Consider the following 19564-nt stretch of genomic DNA (forward strand, 5'->3'; position numbering starts at 1 on the left):
GGACTGATTAGCGCATGCCTATGTCGCTGAATCCTCCAAACTGCTGTCTGCCCTCACCACGGCTGATTTAATATGTTCGAAGGATCGGAAGCCGAGCTTGGTTCGGCGCCGAAGTAAGCAAGCCAGTTAGTCCCACCCCCTCTAAAACCGAACCGTATCCCCCTCCATCGCCTTATCCAGCAACACCCCATACTCCGCCTTTGGAATATCCACCGCCCCGAACGTCTTCAGATGTTCGGTGGTGAACTGCGTGTCCAGAAGCGTGAAACCACGCTCCCGCAACCGCTCCACCAGATGCACCAGGCAGATCTTCGAGGCATTGGTGCGCCTTGAGAACATGCTCTCGCCGAAATAGGCGGAGCCGAGCGTGACGCCGTAGAGGCCGCCGACGAGTTCGTCGCCTTCCCAGGCCTCGACGCTATGGGCATGGCCGAGGCGGTGCAGCGCGCTGTAGAGGTCGCGGATGGTCTGGTTGATCCAGGTGCTCGGCCGGTCGTCTGCCGCTTCCGCGCATTTGGCCACCACCTGGTCGAAGGCAGTGTCGAAGCGGATGTCGAAGGGGGCTTTGCGGATCGCCTTCTGCAGGCTTTTCGAGACGTGGAAATCGTCGAGCGGGATAATTCCGCGGATGTCTGGCTCGACCCAGAAGAGTTCGGGGTCATCGGCCGATTCCGACATCGGGAACATGCCGATGGAATAGGCGCGCAGCAGGAGCTCCGGCGTGATGCTTCGGTCCCTGCTGCGTCGCCCAGCCATTTTTTACTTGGCCGAGGTTTCGGCCAGATATTTCTCCAGCCAGTGGATGTCGTAGTCGCCGTTGGCAATGTCCTGATTGGCCACGAGATCCTGGAACAGCGGCAGCGTCGTCTTGATGCCGTCGACGACGAATTCGTCGAGCACGCGGCGCAGACGCATCATGCATTCGACGCGGGTGCGTCCATGCACGATCAGCTTGCCGATCAGGCTGTCATAGTAAGGCGGGATCTTGTAGCCGGCATAGACGCCCGAATCGACGCGAACGCCGAGGCCACCCGGTGCATGGAAATGCGTGATCGTGCCGGGCGACGGCACGAAGGTGCGCGGATCCTCGGCATTGATGCGGCATTCGATGGCATGGCCCGAGAACACCACCTGATCCTGCGTGACGGAGAGGCCGGCGCCGGAGGCGACGCGGATCTGCTCATGCACGAGGTCGATGCCGGTGATCGCTTCGGTGATCGGATGCTCCACCTGCAGGCGGGTGTTCATTTCGATGAAATAGAACTCGCCGTTTTCGTAGAGGAATTCGATCGTGCCGGCGCCCCGGTACTTCATCTTCTTCATGGCTTCGGCGCAGATCGAACCGATCTTCATCCGCTGCTCGACATTGAGGGCCGGGGAGTTCGCCTCTTCCCAGACCTTCTGGTGGCGGCGCTGCAGAGAGCAGTCGCGTTCACCGAGATGGATGGCGTTGCCTTCGCCGTCACCGACAACCTGCACCTCGATATGGCGCGGCTTGCCGAGATACTTTTCCATGTAGACGGCGTCGTTGCCGAAGGCTGCAAGCGCTTCGGAGCGAGCGGTCGAGACGGCCTCTTCCAGCTCTTCTTCGGTCTTTGCCACCTTCATGCCGCGGCCACCGCCGCCGGCGGTCGCCTTGATCAGCACGGGGAAGCCGATTTCGCGGGCGATTTCCAGCGCATTCTCAGGCTTCACTTCGCCGGCCGAGCCCGGAACAACGGGTATGCCGAGTTCGACCGCGGTCTTCTTCGCCGTGATCTTGTCGCCCATCAGACGGATATGCTCCGCCGTCGGTCCGATGAAGGTGATGCCATGGGCGTCGAGGATATCGGCGAACTTGGCGTTCTCAGACAGGAAGCCGTAGCCCGGATGGACCGCGTCAGCGCCAGTGATCTCGCAGGCAGCCACGATCTGGTGGATGTTGAGATAGCTGTCGCGCGACGGCGGCGGGCCGATGCACACGCTCTCGTCGGCAAGGCGCACATGCATGGCGTTTGCGTCGGCGGTCGAATGGACCGCCACGGTCGCAATGCCGAGCTCCTTGCAGGCGCGCAGCACGCGAAGGGCGATTTCGCCGCGGTTGGCGATGAGAATCTTCGAGATGGCTGTCATCGGCTTACTCGATGATCACAAGAGGCTCGCCGTATTCGACCGGGCTTGCATCATCGATAACGATCTCGACGACCTTGCCGGACTTGGGCGAGGGGATCTGGTTCATGGTCTTCATGGCTTCGATGATGAGAAGCGTCTGGCCTTCCTTGACCATCTGGCCGACTTCAACGAAAGCGCGCGCGCCCGGGGCCGGCGACAGGTAAACGGTTCCGACCATCGGTGCGGTTACAGCGTTGGAAAGGTCACGGGCGGCAGGGGCAGCCGGCGCTGCAGCAGCAGGAGCGGCAGCCGGTGCGGCCGGTGCCTGGTAGGCATAGCCCTGCATCTGCTGCGGCATCATCATCGGGGTGCCGTTGCGCGAAACGCGGATGCGCAGGTCGTCCTGCTCCACTTCGATCTCGGTCAGATCGGTGTCGTTGAGGATGTTTGCGAGATCGCGGATCAGCTTCTGATCAATGCCCGATTTCTTTTCAGCCATGGGTGGGTGTCCTGTATTCTTGTTATTGCGTGATGGTTTTCAGCGCCTGAAGCGCCAGGATGTAGCTTTGAGGTCCGAAACCGCAGATGACGCCTTTGCACGCGGGCGCTATCACCGATTTGTGGCGGAATTCCTCGCGCGCATGCACGTTGGAAATATGCACCTCGATCACCGGAAGCGGGGATACGGCCTTGATCGCGTCATGCAGGGCAATCGACGTATGCGTATAGGCTCCGGCATTGATTACAACGCCGACCGACTTCTCCCCTGCCTCGTGCAGCCAGCCCACGAGGTCGCCCTCGTGATTGGACTGACGGAAGTCGATGGTCAGGCCGAGCTCGGCACCGGCAACCTTGCAGTCTGCCTCGATGTCGGCGAGCGTCTTGCCGCCATAAATCCCGGGTTCCCGCTTTCCCAGCATGTTGAGATTGGGGCCGTTCAGCACGAAAATGGTTTTGCTCATCTACGCTTCCGTCGACTTTCAACCGCCTCCTATAGACCGAGAGGCCCTGTAGGGAAAGCCCTTTGCCGTGATCGTGCCAAACCGTCCCCGAAAATCCGGGGAAGGGTTAAGATCGCAGCGTGAAGGCGGGAGGGATCTGTCTCAGCAGGTGGCTTTCCCGCAGGCGCGAATATTGGCGACCTTGGCAACGATCGCCTCTTTCCCGACGGCGCCCGGAACGGTCTCGTTGCCGATCACGTAAGAAGGCGTGCCGGTGATCCCGAGGCTGGTCGCCAACTGATAGGCTTCCTGCACCTGTTCGGTGTTCGGGCTCTCTTCCATCTTGGCCCGGATCGTGTCTTCGGCAATGCCGAGCTCGCCGGCAATGGCGATCGCGCTTTCTTCTGAGGCGCGGCCGTCCTGGGTCATCATGGCGCGGAAGAAGGCGCCATAATTGTCGGGCGACAGCTTGCGCACGGCATCCGAGACCTTGTGAGCGGCTTCACTGTCCGGCCCCAGGATCGGAAACTCCTTCAAGACGTAGCGGACATTCTTGTCCTCTTCCATCACCGCTTCCATATCGGCATGGGCGCGGCGGCAATAACCGCAATTGTAGTCGAAGAACTCGACCACCGTGACATCGCCTTGAGGATTGCCGATGGCCAGATCATAAGCCGACTTGAAGATCGCATCCTGATTGGTCGAGAGGGCCTCGGCCGAGCGCTGTGAGCGAATCTCTTCCTGCTTCTTCTGCAGGGCATCCTGCACTTCGAGCATGATCTCGGGGTTCTCGATCAGGTATTCACGGATGAACTCGCCGAATTCTTTCTTCTGCGCCTCGTCAAGCGCGCTGGCCGTAAGCGGCAGCAGGGCAGGGAGAAGCGCGATACCCGCGCTGGCGATCATCTTGAATTTCATGCCCATGTCGTTCCTCGTCCTTGCCGTCTTCATTCTTGATGCCCGGCGATGTCGGGTCGTCCTCACCGGCTGATATCGAGCCTAAAGGCTCACGCTTTCAAGCGAAATGGCTTTTTTGCACTGCCTTGTCCAGCCTCTCCATTGTGATGCCACGCGCTTTGCGGCAAATGTCGGGCGTCTGACCGAGGAGCGATCCGTTGATTTCCATTTCCAAGCGCAGTGCCGTCGAACCCTTCCACGCCATGGACATCCTGGCCGAGGCCACCCGCCGGCGGCAGGAAGGCCGCCCGGTCATCTCCATGGCCGTCGGCCAGCCAGGCCATCCGGCACCGCAGGCAGCGCTTGAAGCCGCCGGCAAGGCCCTGGAAGGCGGCCGCATCGGTTATACGGATGCGCTGGGAATGACCGGTCTGCGCCAGGCGCTCGCCGAGGAATACCGCCGCCGCCACAATGTCTCCGTCGATTGGAACCGCATCGTCGTCACCACCGGCTCGTCTGCCGGCTTCAATCTCGCATTCTTGACGCTCTTCGACGTAGGCGACGCCGTGGCGATCGCGCGCCCCGGCTACCCGGCTTACCGCAGCATCCTTTCGGCACTCGGCCTGAAGGTGATTGAAGTCGCGGTCGGCCCAGACACCGGCTTTACGCTGACACCGGAAAGTCTTGAGAAGGCGCAAGCCGAGGCGGGTGTCCGCCTCAAGGGCGTGCTGCTCGCAAGCCCCGCCAATCCGACCGGCACCGTGACCACGAAAGCCCAGCTTAAGGCCGTCTATGACTACTGCCAGGGGCAGGGGATCACGCTGATCTCCGACGAGATCTATCACGGCCTGACCTATGGCTCGGAAGAGGCGACCGCGCTGGAGATCGGCGACGATGCCGTCATCATCAATTCCTTCTCCAAATACTACTGCATGACCGGCTGGCGCATCGGCTGGATGGTGCTGCCCGAGGAGATGGTCCGACCCGTCGAATGCGTCGCCCAGAGCCTCTACATCTCAGCCCCGGAGCTCTCGCAGATCGCAGCGCTTGCCGCCTTGAGTGCCACGGATGAGCTGGAGCACTACAAGGACGCCTGCCAGGCTAACCGCGATTTCCTGATGGCCCGCCTGCCGGCGCTTGGCCTGCCGCTGCTGTCGCCGATGGACGGCGCCTTCTACGCCTATGTCGATGCGAGCAGCTTTACGAATGACAGCATGGGCTTTGCGAAGCGCATTCTCGCCGAGACCGATGTGGCCGTCACGCCCGGCCGTGATTTCGATCCGATCGATGGCCATCTGGCACTGCGACTGTCCTATGCCGGCACCATGGCCGACATGGTCGAGGCGACCGATCGGCTGGAGAAGTGGCTGCCGAAGAGCGCATAGGCATTGAGCGAAATGGATTCGCGATCAAGGGCTTCGGGAATTTTGCTGACTCGGATTGAGAGCCTGCTGAATCAGTTTCTGAAGTCGCAGATTGAAGGCATGGGGAGGTGGGGTCATAACACCGCAACGGATCAGCGCGCTGGTCAACGCGCCTGACATTCTCACCGAGCGGACGCGGATGCGCGCCCACCGGCTCGAGGATTTCGCGGCGATGCTGGCCATGTGGCAGGACGAGGTCATCGTCCGCCACATCACCGGTCGGCCCTCGACCTCAAACGAAACGTGGTCCCGGCTCCTGCGCTACATCGGCCACTGGCATGCCCTTGGCTTCGGCTACTGGGTGATCGAGGACCGTGAGACGGGGCTTTATCTCGGAGAAGCAGGCTTCGCCGATTTTCACCGCGACATGGATCCACCGCTCGGCTCCGCGCCGGAAGCCGGCTGGGCGATCGTCTCGGCAAGCCACGGGCGCGGTCTTGCAACCGAAGTCATGCAGGCCGCCCATGTCTGGATGGACGCACACAATCCCCATGACCACACGCTCTGTATCCTGGCGCCAGAACACGCTGCATCGATCCGCGTGGCAGAGAAATGCGGCTATGCCCGCGCCTACGACACCACCTTCGCCGGTGGTCTGACATCAGTGATGAAACGCGCACGTCCCAGCGCCTGAACGGCCAGATCCTTGAGACAAAAAAAAAGGGCCCCGTGAAGGGCCCTTCTTGTATTTGATCACAACCGCGCGGGTCTTAGAAGAAACCACCGCGCTTCTGCCACCAGCCGCCCTTCTTGGGCTTGGCATCGGTGCTGTCTTCCGTGGCCTTGACCGAAGTCACGACCGGTTCGGAAGACGCCACGTTGGATTCGCGATTGGCGCGGGCGGGCTTTGCCTCTTCGGCTGCCGGGGCAGGGGCCGGCGCAGCGACCGGAGCCGGTGCGGCAACCGGTGCTTCTTCGACGACGGTCTCGGCGACAGGTGCCACCGGCACGGCGACAACGGCGGCAGGTGCCACCTCAGCCACAGCTTCGGGCTCTGCGGTAGACTTGGCCTTGCGAGTGCGGCGCGGCTTCGGCTTGTCGGCTGCCGGAGCATCGGCGACGACTTCGGTTTCAACCGCTTCGACAACCTCGGCGACATCAGCGGTTACGGTATCGACCGACACCTCGTCCGCCTCATCGCCGTCACCATTGTCGTCGTTCTCGTCGGACGCTTCCATCGAGCCTTCTTCGCCCGGACGGTTACGACGGCCACCGCGCTTGCCGCGACGGCGACGCTTGCGCTTCTGGGCGTCGTCGCCATTGCCGTCACCATCGACTTCGGTTGCGCGGATTTCGCCATTGCTCTCGCCGGCATCGTCCTCGCCCTCGTCACCATCCTCATCATCGAGGTCGGCGCCGTTGTCACCGTTCTGGGCGTCGGCATGGGTGCCATTGCCGTTCTGGCCATTCTTGCCCCGGCGACGACGACGACGCTTGCGCTTGCGATTACCTTCTTCGCTGTCGGCGCGAGCCGGCTGCGGCACGGTCTCGGCCTTGGCGGCGACGACGACTTCTTCCTCGTCTTCCTCCTCCGGCTCCGGAACGTAGTCGTCCTCTTCCTCGATCTCTGGCAGAAGCGACATCAGGCTTTCGATCTTCACCGGGTTCTCGACGGCTTCGCCGCGCTCGATGGTGAAGTGCTGCGAGCCGCCATGCTGGGCGGGCATGCCGCCGTCGATGACGATCGACACGCCGAAGCGGCCTTCATAGTCGACGATCGTGTCGCGCTTCTGGTTGAGGAGGTAGAGTGCCGTCTCCGGCGTCGTGTGCACGATGATGTCGTGCGTCGTCGCCTTCAGCAGGAATTCCTCGATGCCGCGCAGAACATGCAGGGCAACTGAAGACTGCGAGCGGATGAGGCCGGTGCCTGCGCAATGCGGGCAGACCTGCGTTGTCGATTCCAGCACCGAGGCGCGAATGCGCTGACGCGACATTTCGAGCAGGCCGAAATGCGAGATGCGGCCGACCTGGATGCGGGCGCGGTCGTTCTTCAGGCAATCCTTGAGCTTCTTCTCGACGGCGCGGTTATTGCGCTTTTCTTCCATGTCGATGAAGTCGATGACGATCAGGCCGGCCAAGTCGCGCAGACGCAGCTGGCGGGCGACTTCTTCAGCCGCTTCGAGGTTGGTCTGAAGAGCCGTGTCTTCAATCGAATATTCGCGGGTCGAACGACCGGAGTTGACGTCGATCGCTACCAGCGCTTCGGTCTGGTTGATGATGATGTAACCGCCCGACTTGAGCGTCACCTGCGGCTGCAGCATCTTGTCGAGCTGGCCTTCGATGCCGGAACGCGCAAAGATCGGATGCAGGTCGCGATACGGCTGAACCACCTTGGCATGGCTCGGCATCAGCATCTTCATGAAGTCTTTCGCTTCACGATAGCCTTCTTCGCCCGAGACGATAATCTCGGAAATGTCCTTGTTGTAGAGGTCGCGGATCGAGCGCTTGATCAGCGAACCCTCTTCGTAGACCAGGCACGGCGAAGTGGACGCGAGCGTCAGCGTGCGCACGTTCTCCCACAGGCGCATCAGATATTCGAAGTCGCGCTTTATCTCGACCTTGGTGCGGTTGGCACCGGCGGTGCGCAGGATCACGCCCATGCCCTGCGGCACTTCGAGACCACGTGCGATTTCCTTCAGGCGCTTGCGGTCTGTCGGCTGGGTGATCTTGCGGGAGATACCGCCGCCACGTGCGGTGTTCGGCATCAGAACCGAGTAACGGCCGGCGAGCGACAGATAAGTGGTGAGAGCCGCACCCTTGTTGCCGCGCTCTTCCTTTGCGACCTGTACCAGCAGGATCTGCCGGCGCTTGATCACTTCCTGGATGCGATACTGCTTGCGCGGCTTGCGCACGACGCGATCCGGAACCTCTTCCATGGCGTCTTCAGCGCCAACGGATTCGATTTCTTCCTTTTCCTCGATGTGATCGTCGTCATCATCGTCGCCGTCATCATCGTCGCGACGGCCGCCGCGGCGTCCGCCGGCTTCTTCGGAAATCTCGTCCATGTCGACCATGGCAGCGATAGTGCCGCCTTCGACGTCGTCAGAGCCTTCGCTACCTTCTTCGGCTGTGGTCTCCTCAGCGGCGGCCTTCTTGGCACGCGGCTTGCGGACACGCTTCGGCTTGGCCTTGGCCGCAGGCTCTTCGGCCGCAACTTCGCTGTCGCCTTCGACCACTGCCGCCGCGGCGACATCAGCATCGGCTTCAGCCGCCAGCTCGGCCGCTACATCGTCGACAATCGCCGAGGTGACGGAGTTGGTGGTGTTGATACCGATGTCGGGCTGATCTTGCTGAGCAGGGTCGTTGAAGACCTCATCGCCTTCGACGTCGTTTTCCTTGCGATGCTCTTCGGCTTCCGCGCGAAGCAACGCCTGACGGTCGGCGAGCGGGATCTGGTAGTAGTCTGGGTGGATTTCGGCAAATGCCAGAAAGCCGTGGCGGTTGCCACCGTAGTCGACGAAAGCGGCCTGCAGCGAGGGTTCGACCCTCGTTACCTTCGCCAGATAGATATTGCCTCGAATCTGCTTCTTGTGCTGGGATTCGAAGTCGAATTCTTCAATGCGGTTACCACGAACGACGACAACGCGCGTCTCTTCCTCGTGAGACGCGTCGATAAGCATTTTGTCTGCCATTTAAGCTGTGCTCCTCGGCGCCCTCGGTCGGTGGTCCACCCGCGCGCTGAACTTTAAAGCGGCTGGAACCAAGCGGACTGTGCGCCGGATATAGATGTGGACGCACGGAGGACCGGGTTTGCAACATACGGACGGACAGCGGGACGCTTTCTGATCCCGATCCGTTCCTGGCTATGTAAACCTGTTGCAAAGACATCAAAAACCGTACGTCAACGACAATGATATGAACCCCTCAGGGCCCGATGAATGCTCGGTAAAGAGCTGATGGTGGAGAGCCACCGATGATGTGCCGACCTTGTCGGCGTGTTGAACCAGTTTCAGGAAAAAATGCGGCGACGGCAGATGAATGTCCGGTTGAACAGGCGCCAATTCCATTGTCTGAGGTTGGCAGCCGTGGGCGGAATTCTATCCCGTTTGCACTTTTATCCCTCGTTTGCCTTGTATGTTTTCTACGTCACAATAGCAAGAGCAAACGGATTTATGCCATAATGGCAGTGAATTAGAGACGCTGCCTCTGTGTGCGTGATTCCGAGGGTGAAAGCGGTTCCGAACCGCAATTTTGACGCTCATCGGGCCGGCAAGGCGAGGCAAGCGGCGGACGATTGCAGAAAATGGCGGAGCGTGCGGCTTGTGATTTGTGTCACAGTTGTGACTCTGCCGCGACGGGAGCGGGATTTGACAAGAGCATTGGCGGTATCGGCTGGGCGAAAACCTGCGCTTTGGGGCCGAATCGTTCTGGCGGCGCTCGTCTGGCTGGCGCCGATTCCGGCTGTTGTCGACGCAGCCCGTGCCGTGACTGCCGAGGCGCCTGCCGAGCGTCTCGTAGCCTATGGTGCGCGCATCGCCGGAGACGAGGCGCGGACCCGAATTGTTCTTGATTTCGATCGCGCGCCGACGATCGCCACGCGCTACATTGCCAATCCCGACCGGATTGTCGTCGACCTTCCAGCCACGGCATTTGCCTTCGCGGAAGACGACCTGAAGGCGACTGGCCTGTTCAGCGACATTCGTTACGGGTCCATGGATGCCGCCTCCGCGCGTCTGGTTCTGACGGCGGCACGTCCCGCGCGGCTCGCAACCGCCACCGTGATGCCGAACGAGGCCGAGGGTGGCTATCGGCTGGTTCTCGATGCCGAGCTAGTTCCCGCTCAGGATTTTGCCGCACTCGTATCGGGGCAGGGGTGGAGCGAAATCCATGAGGCAGCGTCGCCCACAAGCGAGCTGCCCGTTGCGGCACCGGCGACCGACGAATTCGTCATTGCGATCGACGCTGGCCATGGCGGGATCGATGCCGGCGCCACAGGGGCGTCCACCAAGATGGCAGAAAAGGACATCACGCTCGCCTTTGCCAAGATCCTGAACGACAAGCTGAAAGGGCAGCCCGGCATCCGCGCCGTGATGACGCGCGACGCCGACAAATTCCTGTCGCTCTCCGAGCGGGTGCTGATTGCACGGCAGAAGGGCGCCGATCTGCTGATCTCTCTGCACGCCGACACGCTGCGCCAGGCCGACATCCGGGGTGCCACCGTCTATACAATCTCGGACAAGGCCTCTGACCACATGGCGGCCCAGCTGGCTGAGCGTGAGAACTTTTCCGACACCATCGGCGGGGTGCAGCTGCCGACCGAAACCGAGCCGGAGGTCGGCGACATCTTGCTCGATCTGACCCGTCGCGAGACGCAGGCCTTCTCGATCGCCATGGCCCAGGCCGTGGTCGGATCCTTCGAAGGGCAGATCTCGCTGATCAACAATCCGCATCGCCATGCCGGCTTCCGCGTGCTGCAAGCGCCCGATGTACCCTCCATTCTTCTGGAACTCGGATTTCTGTCGAACAAGGAAGATGAAAAGCTCCTGCTCGATCCAGTCTGGCGCGACAGGGTGGCCGATCTTCTGGTCGAGGCGATCAAGCGCTATCGCGAGCCGCAGTTCGCCAATGGCGGTTAGGCAACATCCGCCAAGGGAACCTGTGGTCGAGGCGGATTTCTGCCGCTAACGGCCCTATTTTCCTCACATTGTCTCCGTTACTCCGGTGTAGGTTACGCCAAGGTGAGCGATCTCGAATCGCGGGGCCTTACACGTGAAGTCCGCATGTCTTGCCATCCACCGCATGACGTGCAAAACGCCACAGGGTATGCGAAGCTCTAAAAAAGAGCGCGCGAACCTGAAGCAGAGCCGGTAGCGGAAACATGATCAGACTGATTGGATATCTCTTCGGATTGGCGTCCGTGCTTGCGCTCGGCGTTGCGGCGGTGGTCGCCGTCTATCTGATAGGTGTGACCAAGGACCTGCCGGACTACGAGGTTCTCGCCAGCTATTCGCCGCCGGTGACGACCCGCATCCATGCCGGCAACGGCGCGCTGGTGGCCGAATATGCCCGCGAGCGCCGGTTGTTCCTGCCGATCCAGGCGATCCCGGATCGCGTCAAGGCAGCCTTCCTTTCGGCTGAAGACAAAAATTTCTACAACCATCCCGGCGTCGACATCACCGGCCTCGGCCGCGCGATCCTGGTGAACGTCCAGAACCTCGGCTCTGGCCGTCGCCCGGTGGGTGCTTCGACGATCACCCAGCAGGTGGCCAAGAACTTCCTCCTGTCGTCCGACCAGACCATGGACCGCAAGATCAAGGAAGCGATCCTCTCCTTCCGCATCGAGCAGGCCTATTCGAAGGACAAGATCCTCGAACTCTATCTGAACGAGATCTTCTTCGGATTGAATGCCTATGGCATCGCCGGGGCCGCGCTCACCTATTTCGACAAGTCGGTGACGGAACTCACCATCGCCGAGACGGCTTATCTCGCAGCCCTACCAAAGGGACCGAACAACTACCATCCTTTCCGCCGCACCGAGGCGGCGATTGAGCGCCGCAACTGGGTCATTGACCGCATGGTCGAAAATGGCTTCGTTGTCCGTGAAGAGGCCGAAGAGGCCAAGAAGGAGCCGCTCGGCGTCAACCTGCGTCGCACCGGTTCTTCGCTCTTCGCATCGGATTATTTCGCGGAGGAAGTCCGCCGCCAGATCATCGAGAAATATGGCGACCAGTCGCTCTATGAAGGTGGCCTTTCGGTTCGCACCTCGCTTGACCCGAAGATGCAGATCGCAGCCCGCAAGGCGTTGCAGTCGGCCCTCCTGACCTATGACCAGCGTCGCGGCTTCCGCGAGCCGATCAAGACCATTCCGCTGGAAGGTGATTGGGGCATTCCGCTCGCCGAAATCCCCGCGCTTGCCGATGTGCCGGAATGGAAGGTCGCCGTTGTGCTCGATGTCGCCGCCGATGGTGTCGATATCGGCCTGCAACCCGCCAAGGAAGGCGGTGGCAAGGTCGTTGCCGAGCGCGTGCGCGGTCGCATTGCACCCGGTGACATGGAATGGGCCTTCCGCTCCGCGAGCGCCGAGCGCAAGTCGAGCAAGTCGCCCGTCGGTGTCCTCAATCCGGGTGACGTGGTTTATGTCGAGGCCAAGGAAGAGGGCTCAAGCGCCTACCGTCTCCGCCAGTTGCCGAAGGTGCAGGGCGGTCTCGTCGCCATGGATCCGCATACGGGCCGCGTTCTGGCACTTGCCGGTGGCTTCTCCTACGCCCAGTCCGAATTCAACCGTGCGACCCAGGCGATGCGTCAGCCCGGTTCGTCCTTCAAGCCCTTTGTATATGCGGCCGCTCTCGACACCGGTTACACCCCGGCGTCGGTCATCATGGATGCACCCGTCGAATTCGTCTCCGGTGGCCAGGTCTGGCGTCCGCAGAACTACGGCGGCGGTTCGGCTGGCCCGCAGACCCTGCGTCTCGGTATCGAGAAGTCGCGTAACCTGATGACGGTGCGCCTCGCCAACGACATGGGCATGAACCTCGTCGCGGAATATGCCGAACGCTTCGGCATCTACAACAAGATGAACCCGGTGCTCGCCATGTCGCTCGGCTCGGGTGAAACCACCGTGATGCGCATGGTCTCCGCCTACGCCGTCTTCGCCAATGGCGGAAAGCAGATCAAGCCCACGCTGATCGACCGTATCCAGGACCGTCACGGCAAAACCATCTTCCGTCACGAAGACCGCATCTGCGAGGCCTGCAATGCCGAGCGCTTTACCGGCCAGGAAGAGCCGGTCGTCGTCGACAACCGCGAACAGGTTCTCGATCCGATGACGGCCTACCAGATCACCTCGATGATGGAAGGTGTCGTGACGCGTGGCACGGCTGCCGGTAAGATCGAGCTCGGCCGCCCTGTCGCTGGCAAGACCGGCACGTCGAATGACGAAAAGGACGCCTGGTTCGTCGGTTACACACCCGACCTGGTCGCCGGCGTCTATATCGGCTTCGACCAGCCGGCGCCCATGGGACGCGGCTCGACCGGCGGTTCGCTTGCAGCCCCCGTCTTCAACGACTTCATGCAGATGGCAACCGCCGATACGCCTCCCGGCCAATTCTTCGTACCGCCCGGCATGAGCTTCATTCCGGTCAACCGAACCACCGGCATGTTCGCCTATGAGGGCGAGCAGGATACGATCATCGAGGCCTTCAAGCCTGGCACGGGTCCTGCCGATACGCTGTCGATCATCGGCATGGACGGCTACGCGCCGCCGGAAGAAATTCTGCGCGACTCGCCGCAGGCCAATCAGGCCGTCACCTCCGGTTCCGGCGGTCTCTTCTAAGCCAATCCTTAGCATCAGTCGCAGCCCGGCCCTTTACATCAGGGCCGGGCGCAACTATGCGAAAGACCAGATTTTCACCAGTTTCAGAGGTTGAGAACCGAACGCATGCGTAATGAAATCGAGAATGTCGTCGACGAAATCAAGCAGGCCATAAGCCTGCTGAGGAGGCATCTTTGACTGGGATCAGGCGATAAGACGACTGGACTGGTTGAACAACAAGGCCGAGGATCCGAACCTCTGGAACGATGCCCAGGAAGCCCAGAAGCTGATGCGCGAGCGCCAGCAGCTGGATGACAGCATTGCTGGCGTGAAGCGCCTCGAACAGGCGATGAACGACAACATCGAGCTGATCGAGATGGGCGAGGAAGAGGGCGACGAGAGCGTCGTCAAGGACGCCGAAGACCAGCTGAAGGCCCTGAAGACTGAAGCGGCCCGCCGCCAGGTCGAGGCCATGCTGTCTGGCGAAGCTGACGGCAACGACACCTATATAGAAGTCCATTCCGGCGCCGGCGGTACGGAAAGCCAGGACTGGGCGAACATGCTCCTGCGCATGTATACCCGCTGGGCCGAGCGCTCGGGCTTCAAGGTGGAAGTGCTGGAAGTGCATGACGGCGAAGAAGCCGGCATCAAGTCCGCGACCATTCTGGTCAAGGGCCACAATGCCTATGGCTGGATGAAAACCGAATCGGGCGTGCACCGTCTGGTCCGCATCTCGCCCTATGATTCGAACGCCCGTCGCCACACCTCGTTTTCGTCCATCTGGGTTTATCCCGTGGTCGATGACTCGATCCAGATCGATATCAACGAGAGTGATTGCCGCATCGATACCTTCCGCTCCTCAGGCGCTGGCGGTCAGCACGTCAACACGACCGACTCGGCCGTGCGTATCACGCATATTCCGACCGGCATCGCGGTTGCCTGCCAGCAGGAACGGTCGCAGCATAAGAACAAGGCCAAGGCCTGGGATATGCTGCGCGCCCGCCTCTACGAGGTCGAACTGAAGAAGCGCGAAGAACTGGCCAATGCCGAAGCCGCCTCCAAGACGGATATCGGCTGGGGTCACCAGATCCGCTCCTACGTTCTGCAGCCCTACCAGTTGGTCAAGGACCTGCGCACAGGCGTCGAAAGCACCGATCCGGATAGCGTCCTGAACGGCGAAATCAACGAGTTCATGGAAGCCGCCTTGGCCCACCGCATCAGCGGCAAGGCATCCGAAGTGTCGGACATCGACTGATCGCATCGATCAGCGGATATGAATTTAGAAGGCGGGGCACCGGGTGCTCCGCTTTTTTCATGCCGACGCCATGCTCCTCACCCGCGGCGGATCCGCAACAGTCGCATCCGCCACGGTGTGGCGTATCGCGGTGAAGGATTTCGCAAATCCGAGGAACGTCTCCGTGCAGATCGAGGCGTCCGGGAACAGGTGCTGCATCTGGCGACGGTCGAGCAGGCTCGCATCCTCCAACGCGCCCATGGCCTCGTCGAGGTTGGCGGCCTTCGGATAAAACCCCGTGCGCATCAGCAAATGCGTCCGATACCGCATCGGGTTGGGTAGCCAGTGAATGAAGGGCAGCCTCGCATGCGGCTCGATCGGGAAGGAGAAGCTCGGTGTCTGGATCGCATAGGATGGCGCAAGTCGTCTGACTTCAGCTGCGAAGGCCCGCTTCCTGGCCCAGGTTCCCACATGCTCGATCACCGAGTTGGAGAAGACGATATCGAAGGCATTGTCTTCGAACAGCGGAAGTGAGCAGGCATCGCCGATCGTGGTTTTCACGCTTGGCGGATAGTCGCCCTGGTTCTCGGACTGGTCCGCAAGGTTGATACATTCGACCGATGTATGCGCCAGATCGAGCTGGTATTGCCATGTCTGCCAGAACTCGGCAGTCCCTCCGAGATCGATGATGCGGCAGGTGCCCTTCATCCGAACGACATCGTCGATCATCCGCCCAAGTTGTTCGATGCGCCTGCGACGGAACCGATTGCCCGAAGATGTCGGGGAGATGTTGAGCATGAAGGGTTCCTGGCGCTGGCAGAGAAGGAAACCCATAGGCAATTCATGATGTGCTTGTAAATCTGATGCTTAATGCTTGGTTAACGCAGCATCAGTTGCTCGCCCGTTCCACCTTGATGTCGCCGAGCTCGTCGATCAGTACCGTCCATTCCTCGACACGATCGGTCTCCGGCGAAGTCTTCAGATAAACGGTGGCAAAGAATCCGGGCGTTCCAGCAACCCCGGTCATGCTTTCGGGACGAATGCCCGTGACATAGGGCTTGATGGCCGTGAACTCTTCGAGCTCGACACTCTCGACAAGCCTGAGCCCGCCTTCGCCCGAAGCGATCATCTGCAGATGGATGCGAGCGGTCCGGTCGGCCTGGCGGATGGCGACCAGCTTGTAGTAGCCGCGTGCGCCCCCTCCAACCGGCGTCTCGACACCGGCAACGCCTTCCGGCGCCGATTCCCAATAGCCGCCGCTGATCACGAAGGTGGCGGTCACCGGCAGCGCATTGATCTCGTCCGCGATGACGGGAGCGGAAAACAGGAGAGGGGCCAATAGGGCGGAGACGGCGAGAACCTTCATCGGAAACCTCAATCGGAAAACTGTTCGGCGAGGATTCGATCGGACCAGGAGCGGTCGGGATCCGACAGGATACGCGCCGTCGTGTCCTCCGACTGCGCAATCTCCACCCGGAGAACCGATTTGACCTCCGTATGATCGGCCACTGCGTTGACCGGCCGCTTCTCCGGCTCCAGCACCTCGAGCACCACGGTCACCTTGTCGGGCAGCAACGCTCCACGCCAGCGCCGTGGCCTGAAGGCACTGACGGGTGTGAGCGCCAGCAACGGTGCCTCGAGCGGCAGAATCGGCCCATGGGCCGAGAGATTATAGGCGGTCGAACCAACCGGCGTCGCCACCATCAGGCCGTCACAGATCAGTTCCTCGAGACGGACCTGTCCGTCGATAATCACCCTGAGCTTGGCTGCCTGGTAGGACTGCCTGAGAACCGAGACTTCGTTGATCGCCAATGCGAAGGAGACCGACCCGTCTGTATTGCTTGTCGTCATCTTCAGTGGATGAAATTCATTCTCGACCGACGCCGAAATACGCTCGGGAAGATTGTCGGTCGAATAGTCGTTCATCAGGAAGCCGACGGAGCCGCGATTCATACCATAGATCAGCTTGCCGGTGTTCATCGTGTCGTGCAGCGTCTGTAGCATGAAGCCATCGCCGCCGAGGGCCACGATGACGTCGGCCTCGGCCGGCTCGGTATGGCCGTAGCGACGAATCAGCTCATTGCGCGAAGCCTGGGCTTCGTCTGTGTTGGAGGCGATGAAGGCGAGCGACCGGAACGTGCGAGACATGGCGAGCCCTGATGAAATGTCGCCAAGTGGTACATGACAACTAGCTGGAACCACAAGCCGTTTCGGCCCGGAATCGGTTCGGCGTGCGCACGGCCGAAGCATCTGGCCTCTGCGCACTTATTCACCATTTCTGCTAACCTTGGCCCGATTTTTTGCTTTACCGCAAACCGATTTCCGCCTAAACACCCCGCATTGCCCTTGTAGCTCAGTTGGTAGAGCACCTGATTTGTAATCAGGGGGTCCCGGGTTCGAACCCTGGCGGGGGCACCACTTCTCACCACAGATTTTCGTTTTTCCCATTGTCCTGACAGGCACTTCTTTGGCATGGTCTCGGCCGACAGCCGATGGAGACCCGATGCGCGAGACGTTTCATGCCGGCCTGGCTTTGGCCGCGACTGCCCTGTTTCTGCTGCCGGCCGAGAGCCGGGCTGCCGACATCAAGTATGCGTGTGACGACAGCACGACCCTGACCGTCGTTTTCAGCGAGGCGCAGGCCGAGGTGACGATCCCCGACGGGTCCAAGATTTCCCTGCCGCAGCAACAGGCCGCGAGCGGTTTCTGGTATTCGAATGGCCGCTACGAATTGCGTGGCAAGGGCGAGGAATTGCAGTTTGCCATCGGCCGCATGGCGCCGGTCACCTGCCGCAATGCCGGCGAGGTGACGGGTCAGTTCGATCGCGCCACGCGCGCCGAGGTCGAACTCGCCGAAAAGGACACCGGCTTCGACATGAAGGGCAAGCTCACCTGCCTGCGTTATCCCAATTTTGCCTTGAAAGAACTCGATCTCGGCGAGAAGGGCGCAGCAGGGATCTACATCGCTTCGTCCGAGGGCCCCTGCCAGCTCAATCCGACCCTCGACCGCAAGATTGAGGACGACACGGCCGGCTATCTCTGGGGTGCTGTCGGTCCTTACGCCTTCTTCCGCGGTGCCGACGGCTTGAATGGCGGCCTGCCATTCGTGGTCTACGACGCCCGCACTGGTGCGCGACTGATGCAGGATCTGATTGCCGGCGAGTTTAGCGCTCTCTCCCTGGTCGGAGAGGAACTTACCCTGCGCTATCGCCGCACCCACGCGGCTTCCTGTTCCTTGCTGGCGGCTCCGGAGAGCTGTGCTGCGACCATCCGTCAGGAACTCGGCCTTGCCGCCGATCGTGCGATGCCCGATTGCCGTGCCGCCTATCAGCCGGCAATCGATGCCGATCCCGACGCTGCCAAGGCGATCGAAGCCTGGCCAAGCGTCATCGATTATCCGGTCGAGCGCACGCTGTCGGTGTCCGGCACGTCCTTCGTTGCCGTCGATGGCGACCTGGCCTGCCGTCCTTCCATGTGAAGGCGCGCACCGGCAGATCCCCGTTCAGTCGTCGGCATCGAGGCGCGCGGCATCCTGTATGTCGCGCAAAAGGTCGGGCAGGGCGGCCTGCACACGGTTCCAGCTCGGCATGAAGGGCGTGGCATTCGGATTGTCGAGATAGACCTGGCCCGCCTCGATCAGGTTCGCCGCAAACAGCTCGACTGCCTGTTCCTCGCGATGCCGATCGGTGGTGAGCCCGTTCATCCGGGCATCGTGGTAATAGGTTTCCACCAGATCGAGAGCCGTCCTGTAATAGGTGGCCTTCAGCGTCCGGAAGGCGTCATTGCCGAACACGACCCCGTCGGTGGCGAGCTTGCGGTAGAGCGCCTTGGTGATGTCGATCGACATGCGTGACAGGCCCTTGGCCGCATCCTCAGGGGAGAGCGGCTGGTGCTTGTGGTCATAGGCGTCGGCAATGTCGACCTGGCAGATCGACTGGGTCGAGTAGTTGCGCCACATCTCCGAGAGGACCCCGATCTCCAGCCCCCAGTCCGAGGGAATGCGGATATCGGAGAGGATCTGGGTCTGCATGGCGAATTCGCCGGCGAGCGGATAGCGGAAGGCCTTGAGGAAGTCGATATAAGGGTGATGCCCGATCACCTTCTCGAGGCTCAGCAGCAGCGGCGTCACGAGCAGCCGCGTCACGCGACCGTTGAGCGAGCGGTCCGCAATGCGCGGATAATAGCCCTTGGAGAAGACGTATGGGAAACGCGGATTGGCGACGGGGTAGACGAGCCGCGCCAGCATGTCGCGCGAATAGGTGACAATATCGCAGTCATGCAGGGCAACCACGCCGGCCTGCCGGGCGGCCAACACATAACCCATGCAGAACCAGACATTGCGCCCCTTGCCGGGTTGGTCGGGCGAAAGGGCCTCTGCCTTCAGTTTCTCGTCGACGGCACGCAGCCGGGGCCCATCATGCCAGAGAATCGTATGCTTTTGCGGCAGTCGCGAGAAGTATTGCTTCGCATGCCGGAACTGCTGTTGATCGGCCTGGTCGAGCCCAATGACGATCTCGGAGATGTAGGGCGCCTGGGAAAGTTCGGAAACGATGTTTTCGAGGGCAGGGGCCTCGAGTTCGGAATAGAGCGACGGCAGGATCAGCGTGATCGGTCGCGAGGCGGAAAAGACGGTAAGCTCTTTCTCCATCCGCTCCAGCGATCGCTCCCTGAGATTGTGCAGGGTGGCAACCACGCCGTTCTGGTGAAAATCCGCCATATCTAATCC

At 61.2% G+C, this 19564-nt stretch carries 16 protein-coding genes and 1 tRNA gene; 7 read left to right on the plus strand and 10 right to left on the minus strand.

What is annotated here, in order from left to right; translation table 11 throughout:
- Positions 1-141: 141 nt before the first annotated feature.
- The 5 genes from aat to BW978_RS13445 form a co-directional block, all read right to left on the minus strand.
- Positions 142-756 carry a leucyl/phenylalanyl-tRNA--protein transferase gene (gene aat / locus BW978_RS13425; RefSeq protein ID WP_076395860.1) on the minus strand — a complete coding sequence of 205 codons (615 nt, stop codon included), beginning with the start codon at positions 754-756 and terminating at the stop codon, positions 142-144.
- Positions 757-759: 3 nt separating this feature from the next.
- The gene (accC, locus tag BW978_RS13430; RefSeq protein WP_076395862.1) at positions 760-2112 is read right to left on the minus strand and encodes an acetyl-CoA carboxylase biotin carboxylase subunit; all 1353 of its coding nucleotides are present in this window, start codon (positions 2110-2112) and stop codon (positions 760-762) included.
- A 4-nt stretch (positions 2113-2116) separates the two neighbouring features.
- On the minus strand, positions 2117-2590 hold the full coding sequence (gene accB / locus BW978_RS13435; RefSeq protein WP_076395864.1) for an acetyl-CoA carboxylase biotin carboxyl carrier protein: 474 nt from the start codon (positions 2588-2590) through the stop codon (positions 2117-2119).
- A 22-nt stretch (positions 2591-2612) separates the two neighbouring features.
- Positions 2613-3053, minus strand: a complete 441-nt coding sequence (gene aroQ / locus BW978_RS13440) for a type II 3-dehydroquinate dehydratase (RefSeq protein ID WP_076395865.1) — start codon at positions 3051-3053, stop codon at positions 2613-2615.
- A 141-nt stretch (positions 3054-3194) separates the two neighbouring features.
- Positions 3195-3956, minus strand: coding sequence for a DsbA family protein (locus BW978_RS13445; RefSeq protein WP_076395867.1), 762 nt, complete (start codon positions 3954-3956; stop codon positions 3195-3197).
- A gap of 191 nt (positions 3957-4147) precedes the next feature.
- Between BW978_RS13445 and BW978_RS13450 the strand changes: the two genes are divergently transcribed.
- Together BW978_RS13450 and BW978_RS13455 are read left to right on the plus strand one after the other, a co-directional pair.
- A complete protein-coding gene (locus tag BW978_RS13450; RefSeq protein ID WP_076395869.1) occupies positions 4148-5314 on the plus strand; it encodes a pyridoxal phosphate-dependent aminotransferase in 1167 nt (388 codons plus the stop codon).
- Positions 5315-5405: 91 nt separating this feature from the next.
- Positions 5406-5987: a GNAT family N-acetyltransferase gene (locus BW978_RS13455; RefSeq protein WP_244551959.1), complete on the plus strand. Its 582-nt coding sequence runs from the start codon at positions 5406-5408 to the stop codon at positions 5985-5987.
- Between the two features lie 76 nt (positions 5988-6063).
- Here the strand turns inward: BW978_RS13455 and BW978_RS13460 are convergent, their stop codons facing one another.
- Positions 6064-8985, minus strand: coding sequence for an Rne/Rng family ribonuclease (locus BW978_RS13460; RefSeq protein ID WP_076395873.1), 2922 nt, complete (start codon positions 8983-8985; stop codon positions 6064-6066).
- A 675-nt stretch (positions 8986-9660) separates the two neighbouring features.
- On the opposite strand from BW978_RS13460, the gene BW978_RS13465 reads away from it, so the two are divergent.
- The 3 genes from BW978_RS13465 to prfB all read left to right on the plus strand — a co-directional run bounded on the left by BW978_RS13465 (position 9661) and on the right by prfB (position 14859).
- Positions 9661-10929 carry an N-acetylmuramoyl-L-alanine amidase gene (locus tag BW978_RS13465; RefSeq protein WP_244551960.1) on the plus strand — a complete coding sequence of 423 codons (1269 nt, stop codon included), beginning with the start codon at positions 9661-9663 and terminating at the stop codon, positions 10927-10929.
- 242 nt (positions 10930-11171) lie between these two features.
- On the plus strand, positions 11172-13625 hold the full coding sequence (locus BW978_RS13470) for a penicillin-binding protein 1A (protein WP_076395877.1): 2454 nt from the start codon (positions 11172-11174) through the stop codon (positions 13623-13625).
- Between the two features lie 105 nt (positions 13626-13730).
- Positions 13731-14859 (plus strand): peptide chain release factor 2 gene (prfB, locus tag BW978_RS13475; RefSeq protein WP_175616882.1). Its coding sequence is split into 2 segments (ribosomal slippage): positions 13731-13799 and positions 13801-14859, totalling 1128 coding nucleotides; the frame shifts between segments, so codons are not numbered across the junction.
- A gap of 57 nt (positions 14860-14916) precedes the next feature.
- On the opposite strand, the gene BW978_RS13480 is transcribed toward prfB, so the two are convergent.
- The 3 genes from BW978_RS13480 to BW978_RS13490 form a co-directional block, all read right to left on the minus strand.
- Positions 14917-15636 (minus strand): class I SAM-dependent methyltransferase, encoded by a 720-nt coding sequence (locus BW978_RS13480; protein ID WP_244551961.1) that lies wholly within the window; start codon positions 15634-15636, stop codon positions 14917-14919.
- 91 nt (positions 15637-15727) lie between these two features.
- Positions 15728-16204, minus strand: coding sequence for a hypothetical protein (locus BW978_RS13485; RefSeq protein ID WP_076395881.1), 477 nt, complete (start codon positions 16202-16204; stop codon positions 15728-15730).
- A gap of 8 nt (positions 16205-16212) precedes the next feature.
- Positions 16213-16986, minus strand: coding sequence for an NAD kinase (locus BW978_RS13490; protein WP_076395883.1), 774 nt, complete (start codon positions 16984-16986; stop codon positions 16213-16215).
- A gap of 194 nt (positions 16987-17180) precedes the next feature.
- Between BW978_RS13490 and BW978_RS13495 the strand changes: the two genes are divergently transcribed.
- Both BW978_RS13495 and BW978_RS13500 read left to right on the plus strand, forming a co-directional pair.
- Positions 17181-17256: transfer RNA gene (locus BW978_RS13495), tRNA-Thr, on the plus strand.
- An 85-nt stretch (positions 17257-17341) separates the two neighbouring features.
- Complete coding sequence (locus tag BW978_RS13500; protein ID WP_083697589.1) at positions 17342-18316, plus strand: MliC family protein; 975 nt, start codon at positions 17342-17344, stop codon at positions 18314-18316.
- Positions 18317-18340: 24 nt separating this feature from the next.
- Here the strand turns inward: BW978_RS13500 and BW978_RS13505 are convergent, their stop codons facing one another.
- Positions 18341-19555, minus strand: a complete 1215-nt coding sequence (locus BW978_RS13505) for a glycosyltransferase family protein (protein ID WP_076395885.1) — start codon at positions 19553-19555, stop codon at positions 18341-18343.
- Positions 19556-19564: the final 9 nt, after the last annotated feature.

This window comes from Rhizobium sp. RU33A, assembly GCF_900156055.1.
In the GTDB taxonomy this organism is placed as follows: Bacteria; Pseudomonadota; Alphaproteobacteria; order Rhizobiales; family Rhizobiaceae; genus Allorhizobium.

Bases quoted from the DNA above. Each gene is read 5' to 3' on its own strand.
- aat (WP_076395860.1), bottom strand. From the start codon at position 756: ATGGCTGGGCGACGCAGCAGGGACCGAAGCATCACGCCGGAGCTCCTG.
- accC (WP_076395862.1), bottom strand. From the start codon at position 2,112: ATGACAGCCATCTCGAAGATTCTCATCGCCAACCGCGGCGAAATCGCC.
- accB (WP_076395864.1), bottom strand. From the start codon at position 2,590: ATGGCTGAAAAGAAATCGGGCATTGATCAGAAGCTGATCCGCGATCTC.
- aroQ (WP_076395865.1), bottom strand. From the start codon at position 3,053: ATGAGCAAAACCATTTTCGTGCTGAACGGCCCCAATCTCAACATGCTG.
- BW978_RS13445 (WP_076395867.1), bottom strand. From the start codon at position 3,956: ATGGGCATGAAATTCAAGATGATCGCCAGCGCGGGTATCGCGCTTCTC.
- BW978_RS13460 (WP_076395873.1), bottom strand. From the start codon at position 8,985: ATGGCAGACAAAATGCTTATCGACGCGTCTCACGAGGAAGAGACGCGC.
- BW978_RS13470 (WP_076395877.1), top strand. From the start codon at position 11,172: ATGATCAGACTGATTGGATATCTCTTCGGATTGGCGTCCGTGCTTGCG.
- BW978_RS13480 (WP_244551961.1), bottom strand. From the start codon at position 15,636: ATGCTCAACATCTCCCCGACATCTTCGGGCAATCGGTTCCGTCGCAGG.
- BW978_RS13485 (WP_076395881.1), bottom strand. From the start codon at position 16,204: ATGAAGGTTCTCGCCGTCTCCGCCCTATTGGCCCCTCTCCTGTTTTCC.
- BW978_RS13490 (WP_076395883.1), bottom strand. From the start codon at position 16,986: ATGTCTCGCACGTTCCGGTCGCTCGCCTTCATCGCCTCCAACACAGAC.
- BW978_RS13500 (WP_083697589.1), top strand. From the start codon at position 17,342: ATGCGCGAGACGTTTCATGCCGGCCTGGCTTTGGCCGCGACTGCCCTG.
- BW978_RS13505 (WP_076395885.1), bottom strand. From the start codon at position 19,555: ATGGCGGATTTTCACCAGAACGGCGTGGTTGCCACCCTGCACAATCTC.